Annotated in this window: 14 protein-coding genes; 12 read left to right on the top strand and 2 right to left on the bottom strand. The window is 68.1% G+C overall.

Features of this window, described 5'->3' with window-relative positions; all coding sequences use genetic code 11:
- The first annotated feature begins 3 nt into the window (after positions 1-3).
- The 12 genes from leuB to BJP32_RS09975 all read left to right on the top strand — a co-directional run bounded on the left by leuB (position 4) and on the right by BJP32_RS09975 (position 17,991).
- A complete protein-coding gene (gene leuB / locus BJP32_RS10030) occupies positions 4-1,095 on the top strand; it encodes a 3-isopropylmalate dehydrogenase (protein WP_198935281.1) in 1,092 nt (363 codons plus the stop codon).
- Between the two features lie 10 nt (positions 1,096-1,105).
- Positions 1,106-2,392, top strand: a complete 1,287-nt coding sequence (locus BJP32_RS10025) for an acetylornithine deacetylase/succinyl-diaminopimelate desuccinylase family protein (protein ID WP_046652014.1) — start codon at positions 1,106-1,108, stop codon at positions 2,390-2,392.
- A 4-nt stretch (positions 2,393-2,396) separates the two neighbouring features.
- On the top strand, positions 2,397-2,963 hold the full coding sequence (locus BJP32_RS10020; RefSeq protein ID WP_003165611.1) for a cupin domain-containing protein: 567 nt from the start codon (positions 2,397-2,399) through the stop codon (positions 2,961-2,963).
- 278 nt (positions 2,964-3,241) lie between these two features.
- Positions 3,242-5,440, top strand: a complete 2,199-nt coding sequence (locus BJP32_RS10015) for a TonB-dependent receptor (protein WP_233126802.1) — start codon at positions 3,242-3,244, stop codon at positions 5,438-5,440.
- A 133-nt stretch (positions 5,441-5,573) separates the two neighbouring features.
- A complete protein-coding gene (locus tag BJP32_RS10010; protein ID WP_076223880.1) occupies positions 5,574-6,905 on the top strand; it encodes an aspartate aminotransferase family protein in 1,332 nt (443 codons plus the stop codon).
- A gap of 27 nt (positions 6,906-6,932) precedes the next feature.
- On the top strand, positions 6,933-9,176 hold the full coding sequence (locus tag BJP32_RS10005) for a TonB-dependent receptor (RefSeq protein ID WP_076223879.1): 2,244 nt from the start codon (positions 6,933-6,935) through the stop codon (positions 9,174-9,176).
- A gap of 66 nt (positions 9,177-9,242) precedes the next feature.
- Positions 9,243-10,823 carry an alkaline phosphatase gene (locus tag BJP32_RS10000; protein ID WP_233126801.1) on the top strand — a complete coding sequence of 527 codons (1,581 nt, stop codon included), beginning with the start codon at positions 9,243-9,245 and terminating at the stop codon, positions 10,821-10,823.
- Positions 10,824-10,846: 23 nt separating this feature from the next.
- A complete protein-coding gene (locus tag BJP32_RS09995; protein ID WP_233126800.1) occupies positions 10,847-11,692 on the top strand; it encodes a phosphatase PAP2 family protein in 846 nt (281 codons plus the stop codon).
- A gap of 173 nt (positions 11,693-11,865) precedes the next feature.
- On the top strand, positions 11,866-14,400 hold the full coding sequence (locus BJP32_RS09990; protein ID WP_076223877.1) for an ABC transporter substrate-binding protein: 2,535 nt from the start codon (positions 11,866-11,868) through the stop codon (positions 14,398-14,400).
- The gene (locus BJP32_RS09985) at positions 14,397-15,254 is read left to right on the top strand and encodes an ABC transporter permease (RefSeq protein ID WP_076223875.1); all 858 of its coding nucleotides are present in this window, start codon (positions 14,397-14,399) and stop codon (positions 15,252-15,254) included. Before BJP32_RS09990 ends, BJP32_RS09985 begins: the two co-directional genes overlap by 4 nt.
- Before the next feature lie 2 nt (positions 15,255-15,256).
- On the top strand, positions 15,257-16,873 hold the full coding sequence (locus BJP32_RS09980; RefSeq protein WP_046652020.1) for an ABC transporter ATP-binding protein: 1,617 nt from the start codon (positions 15,257-15,259) through the stop codon (positions 16,871-16,873).
- Entirely contained in the window at positions 16,870-17,991 is a 1,122-nt protein-coding gene (locus tag BJP32_RS09975; RefSeq protein ID WP_046652021.1) for a P1 family peptidase, read from the top strand. Before BJP32_RS09980 ends, BJP32_RS09975 begins: the two co-directional genes overlap by 4 nt.
- 39 nt (positions 17,992-18,030) lie before the next feature.
- On the opposite strand, the gene BJP32_RS09970 is transcribed toward BJP32_RS09975, so the two are convergent.
- Complete coding sequence (locus tag BJP32_RS09970) at positions 18,031-20,478, bottom strand: zinc-dependent metalloprotease (RefSeq protein ID WP_046652022.1); 2,448 nt, start codon at positions 20,476-20,478, stop codon at positions 18,031-18,033.
- Positions 20,479-20,549: 71 nt separating this feature from the next.
- Positions 20,550-22,292 (bottom strand): gamma-glutamyltransferase, encoded by a 1,743-nt coding sequence (gene ggt / locus BJP32_RS09965; RefSeq protein WP_046652024.1) that lies wholly within the window; start codon positions 22,290-22,292, stop codon positions 20,550-20,552.
- Positions 22,293-22,567: the final 275 nt, after the last annotated feature.

The raw sequence follows: 22,567 nt of genomic DNA, 5'->3' as shown, positions 1-22,567 counted from the left end.
CGTGTGTTCAAACTGCTGGTCCTGCCCGGCGACGGCATCGGACCGGAGATCATCCGCGAGACCCTACGCGTCGTCGACTGGGCCCGGAACGCCGGGCTGCGGATTGAACTGAGCGAGGGATTGGCGGGCGGCGCCAGCATCGACGCCGTCGGCGCGCCCATAGCCGAGGATGTGGTCGAGCAGGCCCTGGCTTCCGACGCCGTCCTGTTCGGCGCCGTCGGCGGGCCGAAGTGGGACCACCTGCCCCGTGCCGAGCGGCCCGAGATGGGCATTCTGCGGCTTCGTCAGGCGCTGGACCTCTACGCCAACCTGCGCCCCGCCGTCTGTTTCGACGAACTGCTGGACGCCTCGGCGCTGAAGCCCGACCTGATCCGAGGCCTCGACATCCTGATCGTGCGTGAGGCGACGGCGGGGGTCTATTTCAGCCTGCCCCGCGCCAACGAGATCAGTCCCGACGGCCAGCGCCGCGCCTATGACACCCAGGCCTATACGGAAGCCGAGATCGCCCGCGTCTGCCGCACGGCGTTTGAACTGGCCCGCACCCGCCAGCGCCGCGTCTGCTCGGTCGACAAGGCCAATGTCATGGAGACCGGCGCCCTGTGGCGCGCGGTCGCCACCGAGGTCGCCGCCGACTATCCCGACGTGGAGCTGTCGCACATGTACGCCGACAACTGCGCCATGCAGTTGGTCCGGCGCCCGGATCAGTTCGACGTCATCGTCACCGACAACCTGTTCGGCGACATCCTGTCGGATGCAGCGGCGGCCCTCACAGGGTCTCTGGGCCTGCTGCCCTCCGCCTCCCTGTCCGGCCTCGGTCAGGGCGGCACCAGCCGGGGCCTGTATGAGCCGATCCACGGTTCGGCGCCGGACATCGCGGGACAGGGCGTCGCCAATCCCATCGCGACCATCCTGTCCTTCGCCCTGTGCCTGCGCTGGTCGTTCGACCGCGCCGATCTGGCCGACCGGCTTGAGCGCGCCGTTCGGCACGTCGTGTCCAGCGGCGTCCGCACCCCGGATATCGCCCACCCCGGCGTCGCCGCTGTTTCCACCATTGAGATGACCGACGCGGTTCTGGCCGCCTTGGCTGCCGAGTGAGGTTCCACCGATGAGCGCCCCGACCCTGCAGACCGTCATGGACCTGATCGACGGCCGCACCGACGAACTGGTCGCCCTGACCCAGGATCTGATCCGCTTCCCCACCATCAACCCGCCGGGCGAGGCCTATCGCCCCTGCGCCGAATACATCGGCGAGCGGCTGAAGAAGCGCGGCTTCACCGTCGAATATGTGCGCGGCGAAGGCTCGCCGGGCGACAGCGATCAATACCCCCGCACCAACGTCATCGCCCGCTGGACCGGCTCCGAACCGGGGCCTTGCGTCCACTTCAACAGCCATATCGATGTAGTCGAGGTCGGCGCCGGCTGGACCGTCGATCCCTTCGGCGGAGAGGTGAAGGACGGCCGTGTCTACGGCCGGGGCGCCTGCGACATGAAGGGAGGGCTGGCCGCCTCCATCATCGCGGTCGAGGCCCTGATCGATTCCGGCCTGCCCCTGCCCGGCGCGCTGGAGATCTCCGGCACGGTGGACGAGGAATCGGGCGGCTACGGCGGCGTCGCCTATCTGGCCGAGCGCGGCTGGTTCTCGGAGCCGCGCGTCAACCACGTCATCATCCCCGAACCGCTGAACGTGGACCGGGTCTGCATCGGCCATCGCGGCGTCTGGTGGGCCGAGATCGAGACTAAGGGCCGCATCGCCCACGGCTCCATGCCCTTCCTGGGCGACTCAGCCATCCGCCACATGGGCGCGGTGATGGAAGAGTTTGAATCCAAGCTCTACCCCGCCATGGCTGCCCGCCATTCCGACATGCCGGTCGTGCCCGAGGGCGCGCGCCAGTCGACGATGAACATCAACTCCATCCACGGCGGCCAAGCCGAGGGCTTCGACGGCCTGCCCGCGCCCTGCGTCGCCGATTCCAGCCGCATGGTCATCGACCGCCGCTTCCTGATCGAGGAGACGCTGGAGGACGTGAAGGGCGAGGTGAAGGCCATCCTCGAGGGGCTGGCGGCCCAGCGCCACGGCTTCCGCTACGAGATGCGCGACCTGTTCCAGGTGGCGCCCAGCATGGCCGACCGCGACGGCCCCGTCGCCAGCACGACCGCCGCCGCCATCGAGACGGTGCTGGGCAAGAAGGCCCAGTTCGTCTGCTCGCCCGGCACCTATGACCAGAAGCACATCGACCGTATCGGCAAGCTGAAGGACTGCATCGCCTACGGCCCCGGCGTGCTGGATTTGGCGCACCAACCGGACGAATGGGTGGGCATCGACGACATGACCAACTCAGCCAAGGTCATGGCTAGGGCGGCCTATGATCTGCTGACCCGCAAGCGGAGCTGACAGGATGGCGCGTGGCGACATGGAAGAAGAGAACATCATCGGCCCGCGCCTGCGCGCCCTTCGGGATCGCCTGGGCCTGTCGCAGCGCGCCCTGGCGCGCAAGGCCGGCGTGCCGTCCAGCACCGTCAGCCTGGTCGAGAGCGGCCGCACCAGCCCCTCCGTCGGCTCGCTGAAACGGCTGCTGGACGCGGCGGGCATATCGCTGGGCGACTTCTTCAGCTCGGAGTTCGAGACCCCGACCAAATACTTCTATCGCCACGACGAACTGACCGACATTTCGCGCGGCGAAGTCTCCTACCGCCAGTTGGGCTCCAGCCAGGATTCCAGCCTGCAGATCCTGCACGAGACCTATCAGCCCGGCTCGGACAGCGGCCGGGTCATGCTGTCCCACGAGGGAGAGGAAGGCGGCATGATCATCTCCGGCCGTCTGGAAGTCACCGTCGACGGCCAGTCGCGGGTGCTGAAGGCGGGCGAAGGCTATCTGTTTCCCAGCGTCCTGCCGCACCGCTTCCGCAACATCGGCGACGCGCCCTGCGTGGTCATCAGCGCCTGCACGCCGCCGACCTTCTAACGGCGCCGTTGCGAATGATCAGTATTCCGATCATTGGATTATTTTATCCTTACGCGACAGGAAGATAGGCACCCAAAGAAACAGTCTTGCCCCAAATCGACCCAAGGCAGCTACTGATTGCCGAGGGAAGAGAGATTTCCGTCGCCGACAGAGCAGCCGCACAAATGTGCTGCATTGCACAAGACGTCGACTACGGAGATAGTTCGGCGAGCGGGCAGTCCCGGTCGCGACGGCTGAACGCGGCCATAGACCGCGACGGCCTCATGGGGAGGAAGACGATGAATCGTCTGATGGTCAGCGTTTCCGCCGGGGCCCTGTTCGCCCTGTCCGCCACCTCCGTCGCCGCGCAGCGCGCGCCCGACGAGCCGGCCGCCACCACGGTCGACGAGGTCATCGTCACCGCCCAGCGCCGTGAACAGGCGGCCCAGGACGTGGGCATCGCCCTCAGCGTCCTCAGCGGTGAAAGCCTGACGCAGCAGGGCGTCACCAACGTCAACCAGCTTCAGAACGCCACGCCCAACCTGGAGGTCGAACCGGCCTTCGGCGGCGGCGCGGCCCAGTTCCGCATGCGCGGCGTCGGCTTTCAGGACTACGCCTCCAACAACTCGCCCACGGTCGGCGTCTATGTGAACGAGGTCGCTTATCCGGTCCCCGTCATGACGCAGGGACTGATCTTCGACATCGACCGGGTCGAGGTGCTGCGCGGGCCGCAAGGCACCCTCTACGGCCGCAACACCACCGGCGGCGCCATCAGCTTCGTCACCAAACGCCCGACCGAGGAGCTGACCGCAGGCCTGATGACCGAATGGGGCAGCCACAACCTGTTCCGGGGCGAGGGCTATGTCTCCGGCCCGCTGACCGACACGTTGCGCGGCCGTCTGGCCGTCTCGACCGAACAGGGCGGCGCCTGGCAGCGCAACCGCGACACGGGCGAAAGCCTGGGCGACGCCGATCGCTCCGGCGCCCGCGCCCTGCTGGAATGGACGCCCAATGAGACCTTCACGGCCCTGCTCGACGTCCACGGCGGCGTCGACAAGTCCGAGAACCAGGGCCTGTATCTGATCAGCGACCTGCACACCCGCCTGGGGACCGGCCCGGTCATTCCCGCCGACAAGGACCGCTCCAAGACCGGCTGGGGCCTGTCTCAACGCTTCGCCGACGCCATCGGCCGTGATGTGAACGCCAAACCGGGCCGGGACAACTCATCCTGGGGCGCCTCGCTGAACGCCAATCTGGCGCTCAAGGGCATGAACCTGTCCAGCATCACCAGCTATGAGACCCTGGACCGCAGCGAATACGGCGACTGGGACTCCAGCGCCTCGGTCGAGGCCGACACCTTCTTCGGCAGCGACGTGAAGGTTCTGTCGCAGGAACTGCGTCTCGCCTCGGACAACGACAGCCCCCTGACCTGGGTGGCCGGGTTCTACTATTCCAAACAGGATCTCAACGAGCGCTACTTCTCGGACTTCATCGACATCTACAACACCTACGCCCAGGTCACCTATGACCAGAAGGTCGAGTCGTGGAGCCTGTTCGGTCAGGCCGAGTACGCCTTCTCCGAGCGGTGGAAAGCCATCCTGGGCCTGCGCTACGAAGAAGAAACGCGTGAACTTGAAGGCTTCGGCTCGGCCTTCGGCGGCGCCACCGCCCTGCCCCCGACCAGCGTCGACACCAAGATGACGCCTTTGACCGGCAAGGCGGCGCTGGAGTTCAAGCCCGCCGACAACGTCCTGATCTACGGTTCGGCCAGCCGGGGCGCCAAGTCGGGCGGCTTCACCACTTACAACACCGGCGACAGCAGCGGCATCGAGCCCTTCGATCCGGAAATCCTCTGGGCCTATGAGCTGGGCTTCAAGGCTGACCCGTCGCGTGCGATGCAGATCAACGGCGCGGCCTACTACTACGACTACAACGGCCAGCAGGTGCTGTCGGCCGTCTGCGGCGCCAACGGCCCGGTCGGCCGCTTCACCAACGCCGATTCCAAGATTTACGGCGCGGAGTTGGAGGGCGTCTTCCGCCCCGCCGCCGGTCTGCGGATCAGCCAGAACCTCAGCTACAAGAAGGGCGAGTACACCGACTTCATCGACCTGGACATCGGCGCCTGCCAGCAGATCCCCCGCGCCACCGTCTACATCGACAAGTCAGGCCAAAAGATCCCCTTCCCCGCCTGGTCGTACGGCGGCTCGGTCAGCTACGACTGGACGGTCGGCGGCTTCGCGGTCACGGCCGAGGCCAACTACAGCTATCGTGACGAGTACCCGTCCTGGCTGGGCGCAAAATACGATGTCGAGGCCTATTGGCTGGCCAACGCCAGCGTCACCATCGGCCCCGAGGACGCCGCCTGGTCCGTGGCCTTCTGGGCGCGAAACCTGTTCGATCAGGACTACGACCTGACCCGCAACTTCTTCACCAGCGCCGACATCGCCCAACCCGGAACGCCGCGCACCATCGGCGCGCGGCTGACCCTGCGCTACTGATCGATCACGCCGCTCAGTAAATCGAGCATGCAGGTAAAATGTCTTTTTTTATCTGCATGTTGCGCCCGACAAGTAACAGTCTTCCCTTTCGTCGCGGTTCGTCCGCTACTGGCGAAAGACAGAGGATGACCGCATGACCGCTGCAAGCGCCGGCAAGGCCGCCAACGACCTTGATCCATTCTGGATGCCGTTCACGGCGAACCGCGCCTTCAAGGCGCAGCCTCGCCTGTTCGCCTCGGCCAGGGACATGCACTACTTCACGCCGGACGGCCGGGCGGTGCTGGACGGCACCGCCGGCCTGTGGTGCGTCAACGCCGGTCACGCCCGCCGGCCGATCGTCGAGGCCATCCAGCGTCAGGCCGAGATTCTGGACTACGCCCCGACCTTCCAGCTGGGCCATCCGCTGGCGTTCGAGCTGGCCTCGCGTCTGGGCATGCTGCTGCCCGGCGACCTGAACCACGTCTTCTTCGCCGGTTCGGGGTCAGAGGCGGTCGACACCGCGCTGAAGATCGCGCTGGCCTATCAATCGGCCAGGGGGTTCGAGAACCGCACCCGCCTGATCGGCCGCCAGAAGGGCTATCACGGCGTCGGCTTCGGCGGCATTTCCGTCGGCGGGCTGGAGAACAACAAGCGCGGCTTCCCCACCCTGCCCGGCGTCGACCACCTGTCGCATACGCTGAACCTGGACGAGGCCGCCTTCACGCGCGGCCAGCCCGCCTGGGGCCTGCATCTGACCGATGAGCTGGAGGCCCTGATCGAGACCCACGGCGCCGAGACCATCGCCGCCGTCATCGTCGAGCCCATGTCCGGCTCGGCCGGGGTGATCGTGCCGCCGCTCGGCTATCTGGAGCGCCTGCGCGAGATTACGGCGCAGCACGGCATCCTGCTGATCTTCGACGAGGTCATCACCGGCTTCGGCCGCCTGGGCGCCCTGACGGCGGCCGAGGCCCTGGGCGTCACGCCCGACCTGATGACCTGCGCCAAGGGGCTGACCAACGGCGCCGTGCCGATGGGCGCCGTGGGCGTCAGCAGCGCCGTCTATCAGACCGTGGTCGAGGGCGCGGCCGGGCCGGGCATCGAGTTCTTCCACGGCTACACCTATTCCGGCCACCCGCTGGCGGCGGCGGCCGGGCTGGCGACGCTCGACGTTTATGAGAGCGAAGGCCTGTTCCAGCGCGCGACCGAACTGACGCCCTACTGGCAAGACGCCGTGCACAGTCTGAGGGGGCTGCGCCACGTCATCGACATCCGCGATCTGGGTCTGGTTGCGGGGATCGAGCTGGAGCCGCGTCCCGGCGCGCCCGGCGCCCGCGCGACCGAGGTCTTCCACCAGGCGTTCGACGAAGGGCTGCTGATCCGGGTGACGGCGGATGTCATCGCCCTGTCGCCCCCGCTGATTATCAGCCGGGAACAGATCGACGAACTGATCGGCCGCCTGTCAGGGATCATAGAAAAAACACCCTGATCAGGGGTGTCGAGGAGGGGGAATAGAATGAGAAAACACCTACTGGCGTCGTCGGTCAGCCTGCTGACCCTGGCCGCCTTCTCCAACGCGAACGCTCAGAGCGACGCCCGATCGGGGGATCAGGCCACGCGCGTCGACGAGATCATCGTCACCGCCCAGCGTCGCGAGCAGGCCAGCCAGGACGTGGGCGTCTCGCTCAGCGTCATCGGCGGCGAACAATTGGACGAGAAGGGCATATCGGTCGTCAACGATCTGGAGAACGCCGTCCCCAACATGGAGGTCGACAGCCAGTTCGGCGGCGGCCAGCCTCAGTTCCGCATCCGCGGCATCGGCGCGCGCGAATACTCCTCGAACAACGCCTCGACGGTCGGCATCTACGTCGATGAAGTGGCCCATCCCTATACGGTGACGACCCAGGGCGCCCTGTTCGACGTGGCGCGCATGGAAGTCCTGCGCGGCCCGCAAGGCACCCTCTACGGCCGCAACACCACCGGCGGCGCCGTCAACATCATCACCAATGCGCCCACGACCGACTTCCGCGCCGGCTTCAACGCCGAATACGGCACGTTCGATCGCTTCAAGGTCGAGGGCTATGTCTCGGGTCAGATCGCGCCCAACCTGCTGGGCCGCCTGGCCGCCGTCACCGAACAGGGCGGCGCCTGGCAATACCACCGCGATACCGGCGAAAAGCTGGGCGACCTCGACAAGAGCGCCATCCGCGGCCGCCTGACCTGGGACGCCAGCGAGGCCGTCACCGTCGACCTGGCCGCCACCTATTCAATCGACAAGTCGGACGGCCGCGGCTTCCGCCTGCTGGGGCCGTACACGGTCGCCGACGGCAGCATCACCTACCCGAAAGACACGGCCTGGCGGATTACCGGGTGGGGCATTTCGCAACGTCTGGCCGATGTGGCCGGCGTCTCGACCGACGCGAAGCCGTTCCGCGACAATGACGGCTTCGACATCAACGCGCGCATCAAGGCGGATCTGGGCTGGGCGGACTTGTCCTCGATCACCGCCTATCAGACCTTCTCCCGGAAGGAATACAACGACTGGGACGGCACGCGATTCCAAGAGTCTGATGTCTATTTTTACAATGACATCAATGTTTTTGCTCAAGAGTTTCGCCTGAGCTCGACCAGCGACGGCCCGCTGCAATGGATGGTCGGCGCCCACTATGCCGATGAGAGCATCGACGGCGGCTTCTATACCGAGTTCCGGGGCTCCCCTTCGACCAACTACCAGTCCAGCCTAGTCAACACGGCCTACGACCAGAGCGTTACCGCCTTCGGGCTGTTCACGCACAACTCCTATCAAGTCACGGACCGCCTGAACCTGATCCTAGGCCTGCGCTGGGAAAAGGAAGAGCGGGAACTGACGAGCCGCGGCACCTTCACGGCCCCGGCCCTGCCGCCGCCGCCCGAGACATTTGACACCACGATGGAGGAAATCACCGGTCGGGCTGGACTGGAGTACACGCTCACGGACGACGCCCTGTTCTACGCCAGCGTGGCGCGCGGCGTGAAGTCGGGCGGCTTCACCACCTACAACTCTCCGAACTCCCAGGCAGCTCGTCCCTTCAAGCCCGAAATCGTCATCGCCTATGAGACCGGGATCAAGTCGGACTTGTTCGATCGTCGCCTGCGTCTGAACGGCGCCCTGTTCTACTACGACTACAAAGATCAGCAGGTTCAGGGGATCGAGTTCGACCGCACCGCAGGCCGCCTAGGCAAGATCACCAATGTGCCAAAGTCACACATCTGGGGCGGCGAAGTGGAACTGGTCTGGGCTCCGATCAATGGCCTGACCATCACCCAGAACCTCGGCTACAAGACGGGCAAGTACGACGAATACTTCGCGGTCGACAGCGCCGCGACCGTCGCCGCCAACCCGCCCAATGGCCCCTGGGACATCATCATCTCGAACGACCGCTCGGGCGAGCGCCTGTCTTTCCCCAAGATGAACTACGGCGGCTCGGTCGCCTATGACTGGGAAGCGGCCGGGTGGGAGCTGCGCGCCGAGACGAACTACAACTATCGGGACGAGCTGTATTCCGTCAGCTCCTCATCGATCATCGACGCCTACTGGCTGTGGAACGCCAACTTCAGCGTCAGCCCGGCCGGCGCCAACTGGCGCGCGGGCCTGTGGGTGCGGAACATGTTCAACACCTACTACGAAGAGACCCGCAACGGCTTCAACGGCTCGGCGCGCCCGACCACCTCGCCCAGCCAGGGCCGCACCTACGGCGTGCGCCTGTCGATGGACTTCTAAGGCTTCCTCCCGAGTGAGGCGGGCCGGTTCCGGCCGGTCCGCCTTGCGCCTTTTCCTGATGGTATGATGGCTTACTCCGCTTCCCGCCTTGATCGCCGCACCCTGCTGACGGGTCTGGTCGTCGCGCCCGCCGTGCTGAGTTTCGGTCGCGCCCAGGCGGGCGGCGCCTATCTGTTTCCGCTGGGCGTCGCCAGCGGCGATCCCGCGCCGGACGGCTTCGTCATCTGGACCCGACTGGCGGCCGATCCTCTGGCCGCCGACGGTCTGGGCGGCCTCGACGCCGCCATTCCCGTGCGCTGGGAAGTGGCCGCCGACGACCAGTTCCGCCGCATCGTCGCCGCCGGCAACGCGACCGCCGCCCGCGACGCCGCCCACAGCCTGCACGTCGAGGTCGCGGGCCTCGCCCCCCACCGCCCCTACTGGTATCGCTTCACCGCCCAGGGCCAGCAGAGCCCGACGGGCCGCGCCCTGACCACGCCCGCCCCGAACGCCAGCGCCGACCGGCTGCGCCTCGCCGTCGCCTCCTGCTCGCACTGGGAGCGCGGCTATTTCAGCGCCTATGGCCACATGGCCGACGAACAGCCGGACCTGACCCTGTTCTTGGGCGACTACATCTATGAATACAGCCTGGGGCCGGACCGCGCCGACCAGGTGGTGCGCCCCTACAACCTCGAGGAAGCGACATCGCTGGCGGGCTATCGAAACCGCTACGCCCTGCACCGCACCGACGCCAACCTGCAGCGCCTGCACGCCGCCGCCCCCTGCCTCGCCGTCTGGGACGACCATGAGGTTCAGGACGACTATTCCGGCGTCTGGTCCAAGGTTTCGGGCGTTGCGCCCAATGACTTCCTGCAACGCCGCGCCGCCGCCTATCAGGCCTTCTACGAGGCCATGCCGATCCGCCGCACGCGCCTGAGCGCCGCCCTGCAGATGCCGATCTATCGCCGCGTCCGCTACGGCCAGCTGGCCGAGTTCTTCATGCTGGACGGCCGCCAGTACCGCTCGAAACAGCCGTGCAGCGACGGCGCCAACGGCGGCAAGGGCCAGATCGTCAGCGACGCGACCTGCACCGACCGGCTGGACCCGTCGCGCACCTTCCTCGGCTTCGAGCAGGAGCGCTGGCTGTATGACGGCCTGGCCCGCGCTGAGGCGCGCTGGAACATCCTGGGCCAGAATCTGGTGATGGCAGGCCTGCGTCTGGCCCGCAGTCCTGCCGAGGAGAACCGCTACTGGACCGACACCTGGGACGGCTTCCCCGCCGCCCGCGACCGGCTGACCTCGGCCCTGTCGGAACTGAAGCCGTCCAACCCCGTCGTCCTCAGCGGCGACTACCATTCGTTCTGGACCAATGACGTGAAGCTGGATAGCCGCGACCCGTCGTCGGCCACCGTGGCGACCGAGTTCGTCGGCACCTCCATCACCTCGACCGGCCCCAGCTACGACGGGCTGATGGCCGTCATGCCCAATAATCCGCAGGTGAAGTTCTTCGACAGCCGGCCGCGCGGCTATATGTCGATCGACGTGCGCCCCGACCGCATGGATACGCGCTATCAGGTCATCAGCGACGTGCGCGACCCCAAGGCCAGCCTGTCGACCCTGAAATCCTGGACCGTTGAATCGGGCCGCCCCGGCGCCGTCGCCGCATGATCCCTTCTACCCGGAGTTTTCCCATGACCACCTCGCGCCGCTCTTCATCCCTCATCGCGATGAGCCTGGCTCTCGCGCTCGGCGGAGCGTTGAGCGGCTGCGCCGGGGCGGTGTCGACGCAGACGGCGGCGACTGCGCGCGTGACCTTCTGGGAAGGCTTCCGCGATCATCCGCACGGCTATCTGACCGCCGAGAACACGCCCAACGCCGCCAACTTCCTGCCGCCGCCGCCCGCCGAAGGCTCGTTGCGCGAACAGGCCGACATCGCCGCCTATCGCGCCATGCGGTCGCTGGAAGGCTCCGAGCGCTGGGCCATCGCCCGCGCCGACAATGAGATCGAAACGCCCGGCGCCCCGCGCGCCTTCGACTGCGCCCTCGGCTTCAAGTTCGAGCCGGAACAGATGCCGACCCTGACGCTGTTGATGGGCAAGATGCTGGGCGATCTGGAGATGATCCAAACGCCCGCCAAGAAGGGCTATTTCCGCAAACGCCCCTTCGTGGTCGAGCCCCTGCCGACCTGCATCGCGCCCGAGACCTGGCTGGCGGCCAGCGGCTCCTATCCGTCGGGCCACTCGGCGCTGGGCTGGGCCTGGTCGCTGGTGCTGGCCGAACTGGCGCCCGACCGCGCCGACGCCATCCTGCGACGCGGACTGGCCTATGGCGAAAGCCGCGCGGTGTGCGGCGTCCACTATCCCAGCGACGTCGAGGCGGGCCGCATCGTCGGCGCGACCATCGTCACCCGGCTGAAGGCCGATCCGGCGTTCCAGGCCGATTTCGCCAAGGCCAAGGAAGAGTTCGACGCCGCCCGCGCCGCCGCGACCGAGGCTACGGCCGCCTGCCCCGCCTCGCTGGCGCGCCAGCCGTGGTGAGGCGCGCTTAATCCATGGCGTGAAAGCAAATCCATGACGTAGGCTGACGAAGATCGGCCACGTCGCAAGGGGGAGACCGAGGGAAGGTGACGAAGACAGGGGCGACACGCGTCGCGACAGCATCCCGACGGCGCGGCCGGAACGGCGGGCTTCGGCCCGGCCTGATCACGCTTATGCTGTCGCTGGCCCTGTGCCTCGTCTGGGGCCTGACCACGCCGCAGGTTCAGGCGCAGGCGCCGCGTGACCGCCTGATCCTCGGCCTGCCGCTGGAGCCGCCGAACCTCGACCCGACCTCGGGCGCGGCGGCGGCGGTGGATGAAGTCGTCTACGCCAACGTCTTCGAAGGCCTGACCCGGCTGACCCAGAACGGCGCCGTCGCCCCGTCGCTGGCCGAGTCATGGGAGGCCGCCCCCGACGGCCTGACCTGGACCTTCCACCTGAGACGCGGCGTCACCTTCTCGGACGGCTCGCCGTTCGACGCATCAGTGGCGAAGTTCTCCCTGGACCGTATCAAGGCCGAAGGCTCGACCAACGCCCAGAAGGCCCTGTTCGCGCCGATCCAGAGCGTCGAGGTCGTCGACCCGGCGACCATCCGCATCCGCCTGTCGCGGCCGATGGCCACCCTGCCCTATGTTCTGGCCTGGGGCGACGCGGTGATGGTTTCGCCGAGCAGCGCGGCCACCAACGCCGTCACGCCGGTCGGCACCGGCCCGTTCAAGCTGCAGAACTGGCAGCGCGGCAGCCAGCTGACCCTGATCCGCCGCGACGGCTACTGGGGTCCGACGCCCCGTCTGAACACCGTCGTCTTCCGCTTCATCAGCGACCCGACCGCCGCCTTCGCCGCCGTCAGCGCCGGCGACGTGGACGCCTTCCCCAACTACCCCGCGCCCGAGAATGTCGCCCAGTTCCAGCGCGACCCGCGCTTCCGCGTCGTCGTCGGCGCGTCCGAAGGCAAGGTCATCCTGGGCATCAACAACACCAAGGCGCCGTTCAACGACGTGCGGGTGCGCCGCGCCCTTTCCTACGCCATCGACCGCGACGCCCTGATTCAAGGGGCCATGTTCGGCTTCGGCCAGCCCATCGGCAGCCACTATTCGCGTCAGGCGCCGGGCTATGTCGACCTGACCGGCCTCTATCCCCACGATCCCGCCAAGGCGCGCGCCCTGTTGGCCGAGGCGGGCTATCCCAACGGCATCGACGTGACGCTTCGCCTGCCGCCGCGACCCTACGCCCGACGCAGCGGCGAGGTGCTGATCTCGCAACTGGCCCAGGCGGGCATCCGCGCCAAGATCGAGAACCTCGAATGGGCCCAGTGGCTGGACCAGGTGTTCAAACGCCGCCAGTTCGACCTGACCATCGTCGAGCACGTCGAGCCGATGGACTATGACATCTACGGCCGCAAGGACTACTACTTCGGCTACGACAGCCCGGCCTTCGACGCCCTGCTGGCGCAGGTCAACGCCGCCCCGGACGAGCCGACGCGCAACCGCCTGCTGGGCGACCTGCAACGCCGCATCGCAGACGACGCGGTCAACGGCTTCCTGTTCCAGTCCTCGCGCATCGGCGTGTGGAAGGCGGACGTGAACGGCCTGTGGATCAACGGCCCCATCGCCGCCAATGACGTCACCGGCGCATACTGGACCGGCGCGGGCGCAGCCGCGAGCGCCAGCGCCGAGCGTACCGGCGGCGGCCTGCCCTGGGGCTGGATCAGCCTGATCACGGGCGCCGCCCTGCTGGCCTTCGTCGCCTGGCGCTTCGGCGCGGCCTGGCTGCTGAAGAAGCTGGGCGGCCACGCCCTGACCCTGCTGGCGGCGACCGTGGTCATCTTCCTGTTGCTGCAGGTCGTGCCCGGCGATCCGGCCAGCTATATGATGGGGCTGAACGCCAGCCCGGAATCCATCGCCGCCCTGCGTCAGCAGATGGGCCTCGAAGGCTCGGGCCTTGAGCGCTACTTCGCTTGGCTCGGCGACCTGCTGACCGGCCAGTTCGGCGTCAGCTACACCTATCAGGTGCCGGTCGGCGGCCTGATCGCCGAACGTCTGGCCGTGTCCGCGCCGCTGGCCCTGATGGCCACCGTCCTGTCGCTGCTGGTCGCCCTGCCCATCGGCGTCACCGCCGCCAGCCGCCGAGGCACCGCCGTCGACACCGGCCTGATCGGCGTCACGCAAGTGGGCGTCGCCCTGCCCAATTTCTGGATCGCCATGCTGCTGATCCTGCTGTTCTCGGTGAACCTGGGCTGGTTCTCGGCCGGAGGCTTCCCCGGCTGGAGCAAGGGTTTCTGGCCCGCCTTCAAGGCCCTGCTCCTGCCTGCTGTCGCGTTGGCCGCGCCGCAGGCCGCCATCCTGGCCCGCGTCCTGAGGACCGCCCTGCTCGACACGATGAACGAGGACTATGTCCGCACCGCCCGCGCCAAGGGCCTCTCGGTCAATCAGGCCCTGTGGCGACACGCCCTGCGCAACGCCTGGATCCCGGTCCTGACCATCCTCGGCCTTCAGTTCCCCTTCCTGCTGGCGGGCGGCATTATCATCGAAAACGTCTTCTCCCTGCCCGGCCTCGGCCGACTGGTCTTCCAGGCCATCACCCAACGCGACCTGATCGTGGTGCAGAGCGTCGTGGTGGTGCTGGTCTTCGCCGTGGTTCTGGTCAGCTTCCTGATCGACCTCGCCTATCTGTTCGCCGATCCGCGCCTGAGGGGACGCCGCGCATGACCGACGCCCCCGCCATCATCGCCCCCGCCAAACCCCGCGTGCGCTGGCCGCTGTCGCTGATCGTCGGCGCCACGCTGACCGCCGTCGTGCTGGCGACCGCCCTGATCGCCCTCGTCTGGACGCCCTATGACGTCGAGGCGGTGGACATCGCCGCCAAGCTGACCGCCCCCTCGGCCGCCCACTGGATGGGCACGGACCACTTCGGCCGCGACGTGCTGTCGATGATCATGGCAGGCGCGCAGAACTCCCTCGTCGTGGCCTTCGTCGCCGTCGGCATCGGCATCGGCATCGGCACGCCTCTGGGCCTGACGGCGGCGGCGCGCGGCGGTTGGATCGACGAACTGGTCATGCGCGGCAACGACCTGATCTTCGCCTTCCCCGCCCTGCTGCTGGCCGTGATGATCACCGCCGTCATGGGGCCGGGCGCGATCAACGCCGTCATCGCCATCGGCGTCTTCAACATCCCCGTCTTCACCCGCGTCGCGCGCGGCGCGGCGCAAGGCCTGTGGACCCGCGAATACGTCCTGGCCGCCCGCACGGCCGGCAAGTCCAAGGCCCTGATCTCGCTCCAGCACATCCTGCCCAATCTGATGAGCCTGCTGGTGGTTCAGGCTGCGATCCAGTTCGCCGTCGGCATCGTCGCCGAGGCGGGCCTGTCCTATGTCGGCCTGGGCGCCCAGCCGCCCGCGCCCAGCTGGGGCCGGATGCTGGCCGAGGCCCAGACCATGATCGGTTTCGCGCCATGGCTGGCGATCATGCCGGGGCTGGCCATCTTCGTGACCGTGCTGGGCCTCAGCCTGACCGGCGACGGCCTGCGCGACCTGTTCGACCCGCGCGTGCGGCGGGAGCGTTGACCATGACCGTCCTCGACATCCGCGACCTCAGCCTGTCGATCGGCCAGACGCCGATCCTGAAGAACGTCAGCCTGTCCGTCGCCCCCGGCGAGATCCTCGGCCTCGTCGGCGAAAGCGGCTCGGGCAAGTCCATGACCTCGCTGGCAGTGCTGGGCCTGACGCCGCCGCGCGCCACCATGACCGGCGAGATCCGCCTGAACGGTCAGCTCATCTCGAACGCGCCTGACGCCGCCCTGCAGCAGGTGCGCGGCCGAGACGTGGGCATCATCTTTCAGGAGCCGATGACGGCCCTGAACCCCGTCATGACCATCGGCGATCAGGTCGCCGAGACCGTGCGCCTGCACAAAAAGGCCTCGCGCAAGGAAGCCCTCGCCGTCGCCCGCGCCGTGCTCGACCGCGTCGGCCTGCCCGCCGAACGCTTTCCCCTGACCCGCTATCCGCACGAACTGTCGGGCGGCCAGAGGCAGCGCGTCGCCATCGCCATCGCCATCGCCCTGACGCCGAAACTGCTGATCGCGGACGAGGCGACGACGGCGCTGGACGTCACGACCCAGGCCCAGGTGCTGGACCTGCTGAAGCGGCTGGTGCGCGAGGACGGCATGGGCCTGATCCTCATCACCCACGACCTCGCCGTCGTGGCCGAAACCGCCGACCGCGTGGCGGTGATGAAGGACGGCGAACTGGTCGAGGAAGCGCCCGTCGACCGCATCCGCACAGGCATGGCCCACGCCTATTCCCAACGCCTGCTGGCCAATGCGACCCACGCCCCCACGCGCCGCAGCCGCCCGCAGGCCGACGCCGCCCCCGTACTGCAGGTCGAGGGTCTGGTGCGCGAATACGGCGGCGCGCCCGCCCTGTTCGGCAAGTCCAGGACCTTCCGCGCCGTCGATCAGGTCAGCCTGTCGATCCAGCCGGGCGAGAGCGTCGGCCTGGTCGGCGAAAGCGGCTGCGGCAAGTCCACCCTGCTGCGCGCCATCCTGGCGCTGGAAACGCCGCAGGCGGGCCGCGTCCGGGTCAAAGGCCGCGACATCACCGCCGCGCGCGGCGTCGCCCTTAAATCCATTCGCCGCGACATCCAGGTCGTTTTCCAGGACCCCTACGGCAGCTTCGATCCACGCTGGAAGGTCAGCGATCTGGTGGCCGAAAACTTCCATCTGCTGGACGCCAAGCCGTCGCCCGCCGAGGCCCGTCGCCGCGTCGATGAGATGCTGGAGCGCGTCGGCCTGGCAAGCAACGCCGCCGACCGCTATCCGCACGAGTTCTCGGGCGGCCAGCGCCAGCGCATCGCCATCGCCCGCGCCCTGATCACCGAGCCGTCGGTCATCTGTCTGGACGAAGCGGTCTCGGCGCTGGACGTTTCGGTCCGGGCGCAGGTGCTGGACCTGCTGGCCGACCTGTCGGACCGGCTGGGCCTGTCCTACCTCTTCGTCACACACGACCTCAGCGTGGTGCGCACGGTGACGGATCGCCTGCTGGTCATGCAGGCCGGAAAGATCGTCGAACAGGGCGAGACGGCCGCCGTCTTCGCCGCCCCTTCGCACCCCTATACGCAGAAACTTCTGGCGGCGACGCCGGATCTGGTCCGCAATCACGCTCTGGAAAAGGAAACCGCCGGATGAACCGCAGAACCGTCCTCGGCTCGGCCCTGATCGGCGCCGCAGCCTCCGCAGCAGGAGCCGCCAGCGCCAAGCCCGCCGCCCAGAGCGCCGCCCGCGCTTCCGGCCGCACCGGGCCGCTGAACCTGATCACCGACGTCGAGGGCATCAAGGTCGGTCAGGCCCACGACGCGGGCGTCCGCACCGGCGTCACCGTCATCCTGGCCGAAAAGCCCGCCACAGCCGCCGTGGACGTGCGTGGCGGCGGCCCCGCCGGGCGCGAGACCGACGTGCTGCGCCCCGAAAACCTGGTGCAGGAGGTGGACGCCATCATCCTGTCGGGCGGGTCGGTCTATGGTCTCGGCTCGGCCGACAGCGTCGCCGCCTGGATGGGCATGCGCGGGCGCGGCTACGGCATGGGCGGGGCGCCGGGCGTGCCGCCCTCGCCCATCATCCCGACCGCCTGTCTCTACGACCTGGCCAATGGCGGGAACAAGGCGTGGGAGATGGAGCCCCCCTATCGCCGCCTGTCGGTTCAGGCGCTGGAGGCCGCGAGCGACCGCTTCGACCTCGGCACCGCAGGCGCAGGCTATGGCGCCGAGGCTGGCGCGCTGAAGGGCGGGATCGGCTCGGCCTCGGCGGTCATGGCGGCGGGCTGGACGGTCGGCGCCATCGTGGCGGTCAACAGCGTCGGCTCGGTCGTGGCGCCGGGCGGCAAGAGCTTCTGGGCCGCCCCCTATGAGATCGGCGACGAGTTCGGCGGTCTGGGATCATCGGGCCTGCACGCCTCGACCGAGGACTGGGGCCCGTCCAAGTTCCGGCCCCAGCCGCGCGAGAACACCACCATCGCCTGCATCGCCACCGACGTCGCCCTGACGCGGGTCGAGCTTCAGCGCGTGGCCATCATGGCGCAGGACGGCATGGCGCGCGCCATCCGCCCCGCCCACGCGCCGTTCGACGGCGACACCCTGTTCAGCCTGTCCACGGGCAAGAAGGTCATCGCTGACCCGGCCCTGCGTCAGGTCGTGGTCGCCCAGCTCGGCAACGTCGCCGCCGACGTCCTGGCCCGCGCCGTGGCGCGCGGCGTCTATCACGCGACCAACTATGAAGGCATGACCGGCAAGACCTGGCGGGAGCTGTAACCCTCTCCCGCCGGGAGAGGGTCGCCTTTTCAGTCAGGGTCAGATCGGCGCGCCCGGCGGCACCGCCTGCGCGACCGGCAGCGTCTCGCTCAGCGCCTTCAGCCCCTCGACCGGCCCGGTCAGAGCCTCCGCCAGATAGGCGCACTGCGCCGTCTCCAGCCGGTCGCCGCGGCAACGCTTCAACTGCTCCCCGAACCGCCGCGCGCTGTCGCGCACCGCGCCCTGCGCCGTCGAGGACAGATCCTTGCCCTGAATCAGCGCGGCCAGATGGGCCGCATAGCGGGCGCGGGCGACGCGGCGCAGCTCGGCCTGACGCGGGCTCAACGCCGCGCCCGGCCCGACGGCGACCGCCACCCGATCCAGCGTCTCGACCAGGCCCAACTGCCCCGGATCGCGGCGCTCCTGCTCGACCAGGCGGTTCAGCCGCTCCGGCGCCAACAGGGTTTCAAACACCACCTCGGTCGCCGCCGCCGCCGCCGAGGACGGATCGAACACGGCGTCGGTCTTGCCCTCGAACAGCTCGATCTGGGTCTGGCGATCCGAATTGCCCGACTGGGCCGAGGACAGCAGGTCGATCAGATCGTCGCGCAGGTCCAGTTCGGCCGGAGACAGGGCCAGCATCAGGGCCTCCAGCGCCGCGCGCTGTTTGTCCGCAGGCACGACCTCGGCCCGCTCACGCCCTTCGCCGCTGACGGCGTAGCTGTAGTCTAGGCCCCCGATCTGACGCCCCACCGCCGTCGTCTGATAGCGGTGATAGAGATAGATCGGCACGATGACCCGGCGCAGGTCCGCCGCCGGCGCGCCCGCCGGCAGATTGGCCAGGCCGAAGCGCGACAGGGCGATGCGCCGCACCGCCAGGGTGTTGGCGAACTCGGCGGTCGGGTCTGTTCCGTTGTCCCACATGGCGCCGTAGGGCTGCAGGCTGCCCAGCGGACGGGTGTCGGAGTCGTTGACGAAGCGGTAGCCCTTTGCTTGCGCCTCGGCGGCCAAGGCCGCTCTCCGCGCGATCGGATCACGTCCCGGCGCGTCGCCATAGAGCCAGTCGACGACATAGCGGTCCCAGGCGCCGACGCCGGTCGTATAGGCCTGGCTGAAGTCCAGCCGGTCCCCGTCCGCGATCACCCACGGCGCCGGATAATCCATGACTGAGGCCCGCCCCTCGAAGGTGGAAGCGGCGAAATTGTGAGCAATGCCCAGGGCGTGGCCGATCTCGTGCGCCGACAGGTGGCGCAGGCGGTGATAGGCCAGACGGTCCGGGTCGTCCTCGGCGCCCGTGCCGCTGCGGGCGGCGCCGATCAGCCCTTCGATGATCATCTTGTCCTGACGGTCGCGCAGGGAGCCCAGTTGCACCACGCCGCGCACGATCTCGCCGGTCCGGGGGTCGTTGACGCTGGTCCCGGTCGACCAGCCGCGCGTCTCGCGGTGAACCCAGGAGATGATGTTGTAGCGGGCGTCCATCGGATGCGCCCCCTCGGGCAGGAGCTCGACACGGAAGGCGTTAAGATAGCCCGCCTGTTCAAAGGCCTGCGCCCACCAGTTGCCGCCCTCGATCAGGGCTTCGCGGATAGCGGGCGGGGCGGCGCGATCGACGTAGAAGACGATGGGCTTCTTCACCGTCGAGCGCGCGGCGGTCGGATCCGTCTTCTCCAGCCGGAACCGGCGGGCCAGCCGACTGACCACCGGCTGATCCAGGTCGGCGGCGAAATCCGTCACCGTCACCTGAGCCGAGGTGCCCGACCGAGGATCATGCAGCACAGGCAGGAAGCCCTCGTCCGGCAATCGGATGAACGAATGGCGCACCGCCAGGGTGACGGAACGGGTTTCCGGCGAAACGCGCGACAGCTCACCGCCCGGCTCGTCGCTGGTGAAGGTCTGGACCGTCTGGAACTCGACATTGTCGGGGAAGACCAGGGTCTGGGCCGTATCGACGTAGCCGAGGCTGGCGGCCGGCTTGAACGTCCCCAGCCGCGCACGCTTCAGACGGGAAACCACATTGACCGCGTCGCGCTCGAGAAAGCCCGAAAGGTCCACCGTGACCGAACCGTCGGCCCCGGCGTCCGTCGCCTCAGCCGACCAGACGACCGGCGAGACGAAGGAGGCGGCGACGGCGTTGACCTGATCCGGGTCGGCGTCCACGGCGCGGAAGCGATGGTTCTCGAAGGCGGCGAAGACCCGGTTCCCGACCTTGCGGAAGACCACGATCTGCGTCTGCCCGAGGCCCGAACGATCCAGCCCCGCTCCGTCCATGCCCAGGCCCGCCGACAGACCCGGCTGATACAGATAACGGCCCAGAACCCCGTCCGCGTCCGGCGCGGGCAGGCGCACCGAGACCTTGCCCTTGTCGCTGTCCTGTCGCACGCCGAACAGGCCGTCCCGCCAGGCGGCCGACGCCGCCGCCGAGGCGGGCGCGGACTGAGCCGCTACGGGAGCCGCTGCTCCAGCCAGAACCAGACCCGCGGCGCCCGCCAGCAGAACCTTGCGCAACATCGGCTTCCCCCTCCGATTGATTCAACAGCGGTCGTTCAGACCATCGAACGGCCGAAACAGCAAGCGGCGGCTCAGCGTACGCCCAGGGCCAGAGCATCCGGACGCCGAGTGTCGGCCGCGCCCAGGAAACGGTCGCCATCGACCATGATGGACTGGGTGCTCCCCATGGTCATCGACGGACGCACGGCGTGCCCCCGCTCGCGCAGCAGGCGCTCGACGTCGGGCGAAAAACCGCCTTCCAGCTCCAGCGGGCTGTCGCCTCCCGCCTGGTTCAGACGCGGACGCATGGCCGCCTCGGCCACGTTCAGATCGTGGTCGATCACGTTGGAGATCAGCTGGACCATGGTGGCGATGATGTAGCCGCCGCCGGGCGTGCCTGTGACCAGCCAGGGCTTGTCGTCCTTGAACACCACCATCGGCGTGATGGTCGAACCCAGGCGCTTGCCCGGCGCGGGCGAGTTCGGCTCCCCGCGCGTGCCCCACGAGAAGTTGTCCAGGTGGTTGTTCAGCAGGATGCCCGTCCCCACCGGGGCGACGTGCGCGCCGTAGGAGTTGGACAGGGTGTAGGTGTTCGACACCGCATTGCCGAAAGCGTCCGCGACCGAATAGTGGGTCGTGTCCTGGCTCTCATAGGGATAGGGGTTGCCCTCGGGGATATCGGCCGCTTTCAGGGTGCGGTCCAAGGCGATCAGTCGAACGCGTTCGGCGGCGAATTCCTTGCTCGCCAGCCCATGCGCCGGGGTGGTCCACTGCGGCGCCCCGCCGATCAGGCGACGGTCCGACGAGGTGATCTTCATCGCCTCGGAGATCAGGTGCAGGCTGTCGACGCTGCCCCACCTCATCGCGCGCAGGTCGAAATGCTCCAACAGGTTCAGCGCCTGGGCGACGCTGACGCCCGAGGCCGTCGGCGGCATATAGGCGATGCGATGGTCGCGATAGCTGCCCCAGATCGGCTCTGACACGTCGGCGCGGTAGGCGGCCATGTCGGCCATGGTGATCACACCGCCCTGGGCCTGGACGCCCGCGACGATCTGGCGGGCCAACTCGCCCTTGTAGAACTCATCGGCCCCGCCGCGCGCCACCTTGCGCAGGCTCTCGGCCAGCAGAGGCTGGCGGAAGATCTCGCCCGCGCGATAGGGGGTTCCGTCCGCCTTCAGATAGGCTTCGCGCGCGCCCGGATCGGTCGCAAGCACCCGCGCCCGCCCGGCCGTGGCGTCGGCCTCGCCGTCCGACAGGACATAGCCTTCCTCGGCCAGCTTGATCGCCGGCGCGACCAGATCGGCCCAGGGCATGGAGCCGAAGCGCGCGTGCGCCTCCCACATGCCCATGACCGTGCCCGGCACCGAGACGTTGATGAAGCCCGACGGCTTGCTGCGGTCAAAGCGGCCGCTGTCGTCCAGCAGCAGGTCCGGCGTCGTCGCCGCCGGCGCCGTGCCGTAGTAGTTGACGGCGATGGTCTGGGCCGGCCGCTCGGCCGTGGCCGCCATATGGACGATCATGTAGCCGCTGCCGCCGATGTTGCCCGCACGCGGCAGGGTCACGGCTTCCGCGAAAGCCACGGCGACGGCCGAATCCACCGCATTGCCGCCCTGACGCAGGATTTCGACGCCCACGCGGGTGGCCGGGTCGCTCTGGCTGACCACCATGCCGCCGCGGCCCACCACGGGGCTGTGGATCTGGCCGTAGTTGACGATGTCTCCGCCGCTGCCTGCGGCGGGCCGAACCGGCGCGGCCTGTTTGGCCAGGACCGGCCCGCCCATCAGCATCAGGGCCGCCGTCAAGGCGACCAGGGTTCTGGGTTTGGTGATGTACATGCAGCCCCCGTCACAATCCATCGCCGCCCCGCCTCGAACAGCGACGAGCGGACCGCGACGACTGACCTCAAATCCGATGAATGAGCGATAGCATTGCTAAAAAGTCGACTTCAAGGGCATTTCTTAGTGATTATTGCGCTCATTATTTTGAATATCGGCAATATTTAACCCAAAAAGGTTGACGCCGCTAACTATGGCGTCTTTTAGTCTGAAATGCGGCGCATCGTCCGCCATCGATAAAAACTCAGGCGACGGCGCGCTGCGCGACGGTCGCC

It is taken from the genome of Brevundimonas sp. ZS04 (genome assembly GCF_001956865.1).
Lineage (GTDB): Bacteria > Pseudomonadota > Alphaproteobacteria > Caulobacterales > Caulobacteraceae > Brevundimonas > Brevundimonas diminuta.
Note: the sequence above shows the minus strand (reverse complement) of the source record. Positions and strands in the feature narration are given on the sequence as shown.

Coding starts and splice junctions, on each gene's coding strand:
- BJP32_RS10025 (WP_046652014.1), top strand. CDS start 1,106: ATGAGCGCCCCGACCCTGCAGACCGTCATGGACCTGATCGACGGCCGC.
- BJP32_RS10020 (WP_003165611.1), top strand. CDS start 2,397: ATGGCGCGTGGCGACATGGAAGAAGAGAACATCATCGGCCCGCGCCTG.
- BJP32_RS10015 (WP_233126802.1), top strand. CDS start 3,242: ATGAATCGTCTGATGGTCAGCGTTTCCGCCGGGGCCCTGTTCGCCCTG.
- BJP32_RS10010 (WP_076223880.1), top strand. CDS start 5,574: ATGACCGCTGCAAGCGCCGGCAAGGCCGCCAACGACCTTGATCCATTC.
- BJP32_RS10005 (WP_076223879.1), top strand. CDS start 6,933: ATGAGAAAACACCTACTGGCGTCGTCGGTCAGCCTGCTGACCCTGGCC.
- BJP32_RS10000 (WP_233126801.1), top strand. CDS start 9,243: ATGGCTTACTCCGCTTCCCGCCTTGATCGCCGCACCCTGCTGACGGGT.
- BJP32_RS09995 (WP_233126800.1), top strand. CDS start 10,847: ATGACCACCTCGCGCCGCTCTTCATCCCTCATCGCGATGAGCCTGGCT.
- BJP32_RS09990 (WP_076223877.1), top strand. CDS start 11,866: ATGCTGTCGCTGGCCCTGTGCCTCGTCTGGGGCCTGACCACGCCGCAG.
- BJP32_RS09985 (WP_076223875.1), top strand. CDS start 14,397: ATGACCGACGCCCCCGCCATCATCGCCCCCGCCAAACCCCGCGTGCGC.
- BJP32_RS09980 (WP_046652020.1), top strand. CDS start 15,257: ATGACCGTCCTCGACATCCGCGACCTCAGCCTGTCGATCGGCCAGACG.
- BJP32_RS09975 (WP_046652021.1), top strand. CDS start 16,870: ATGAACCGCAGAACCGTCCTCGGCTCGGCCCTGATCGGCGCCGCAGCC.
- BJP32_RS09970 (WP_046652022.1), bottom strand. CDS start 20,478: ATGTTGCGCAAGGTTCTGCTGGCGGGCGCCGCGGGTCTGGTTCTGGCT.
- ggt (WP_046652024.1), bottom strand. CDS start 22,292: ATGTACATCACCAAACCCAGAACCCTGGTCGCCTTGACGGCGGCCCTG.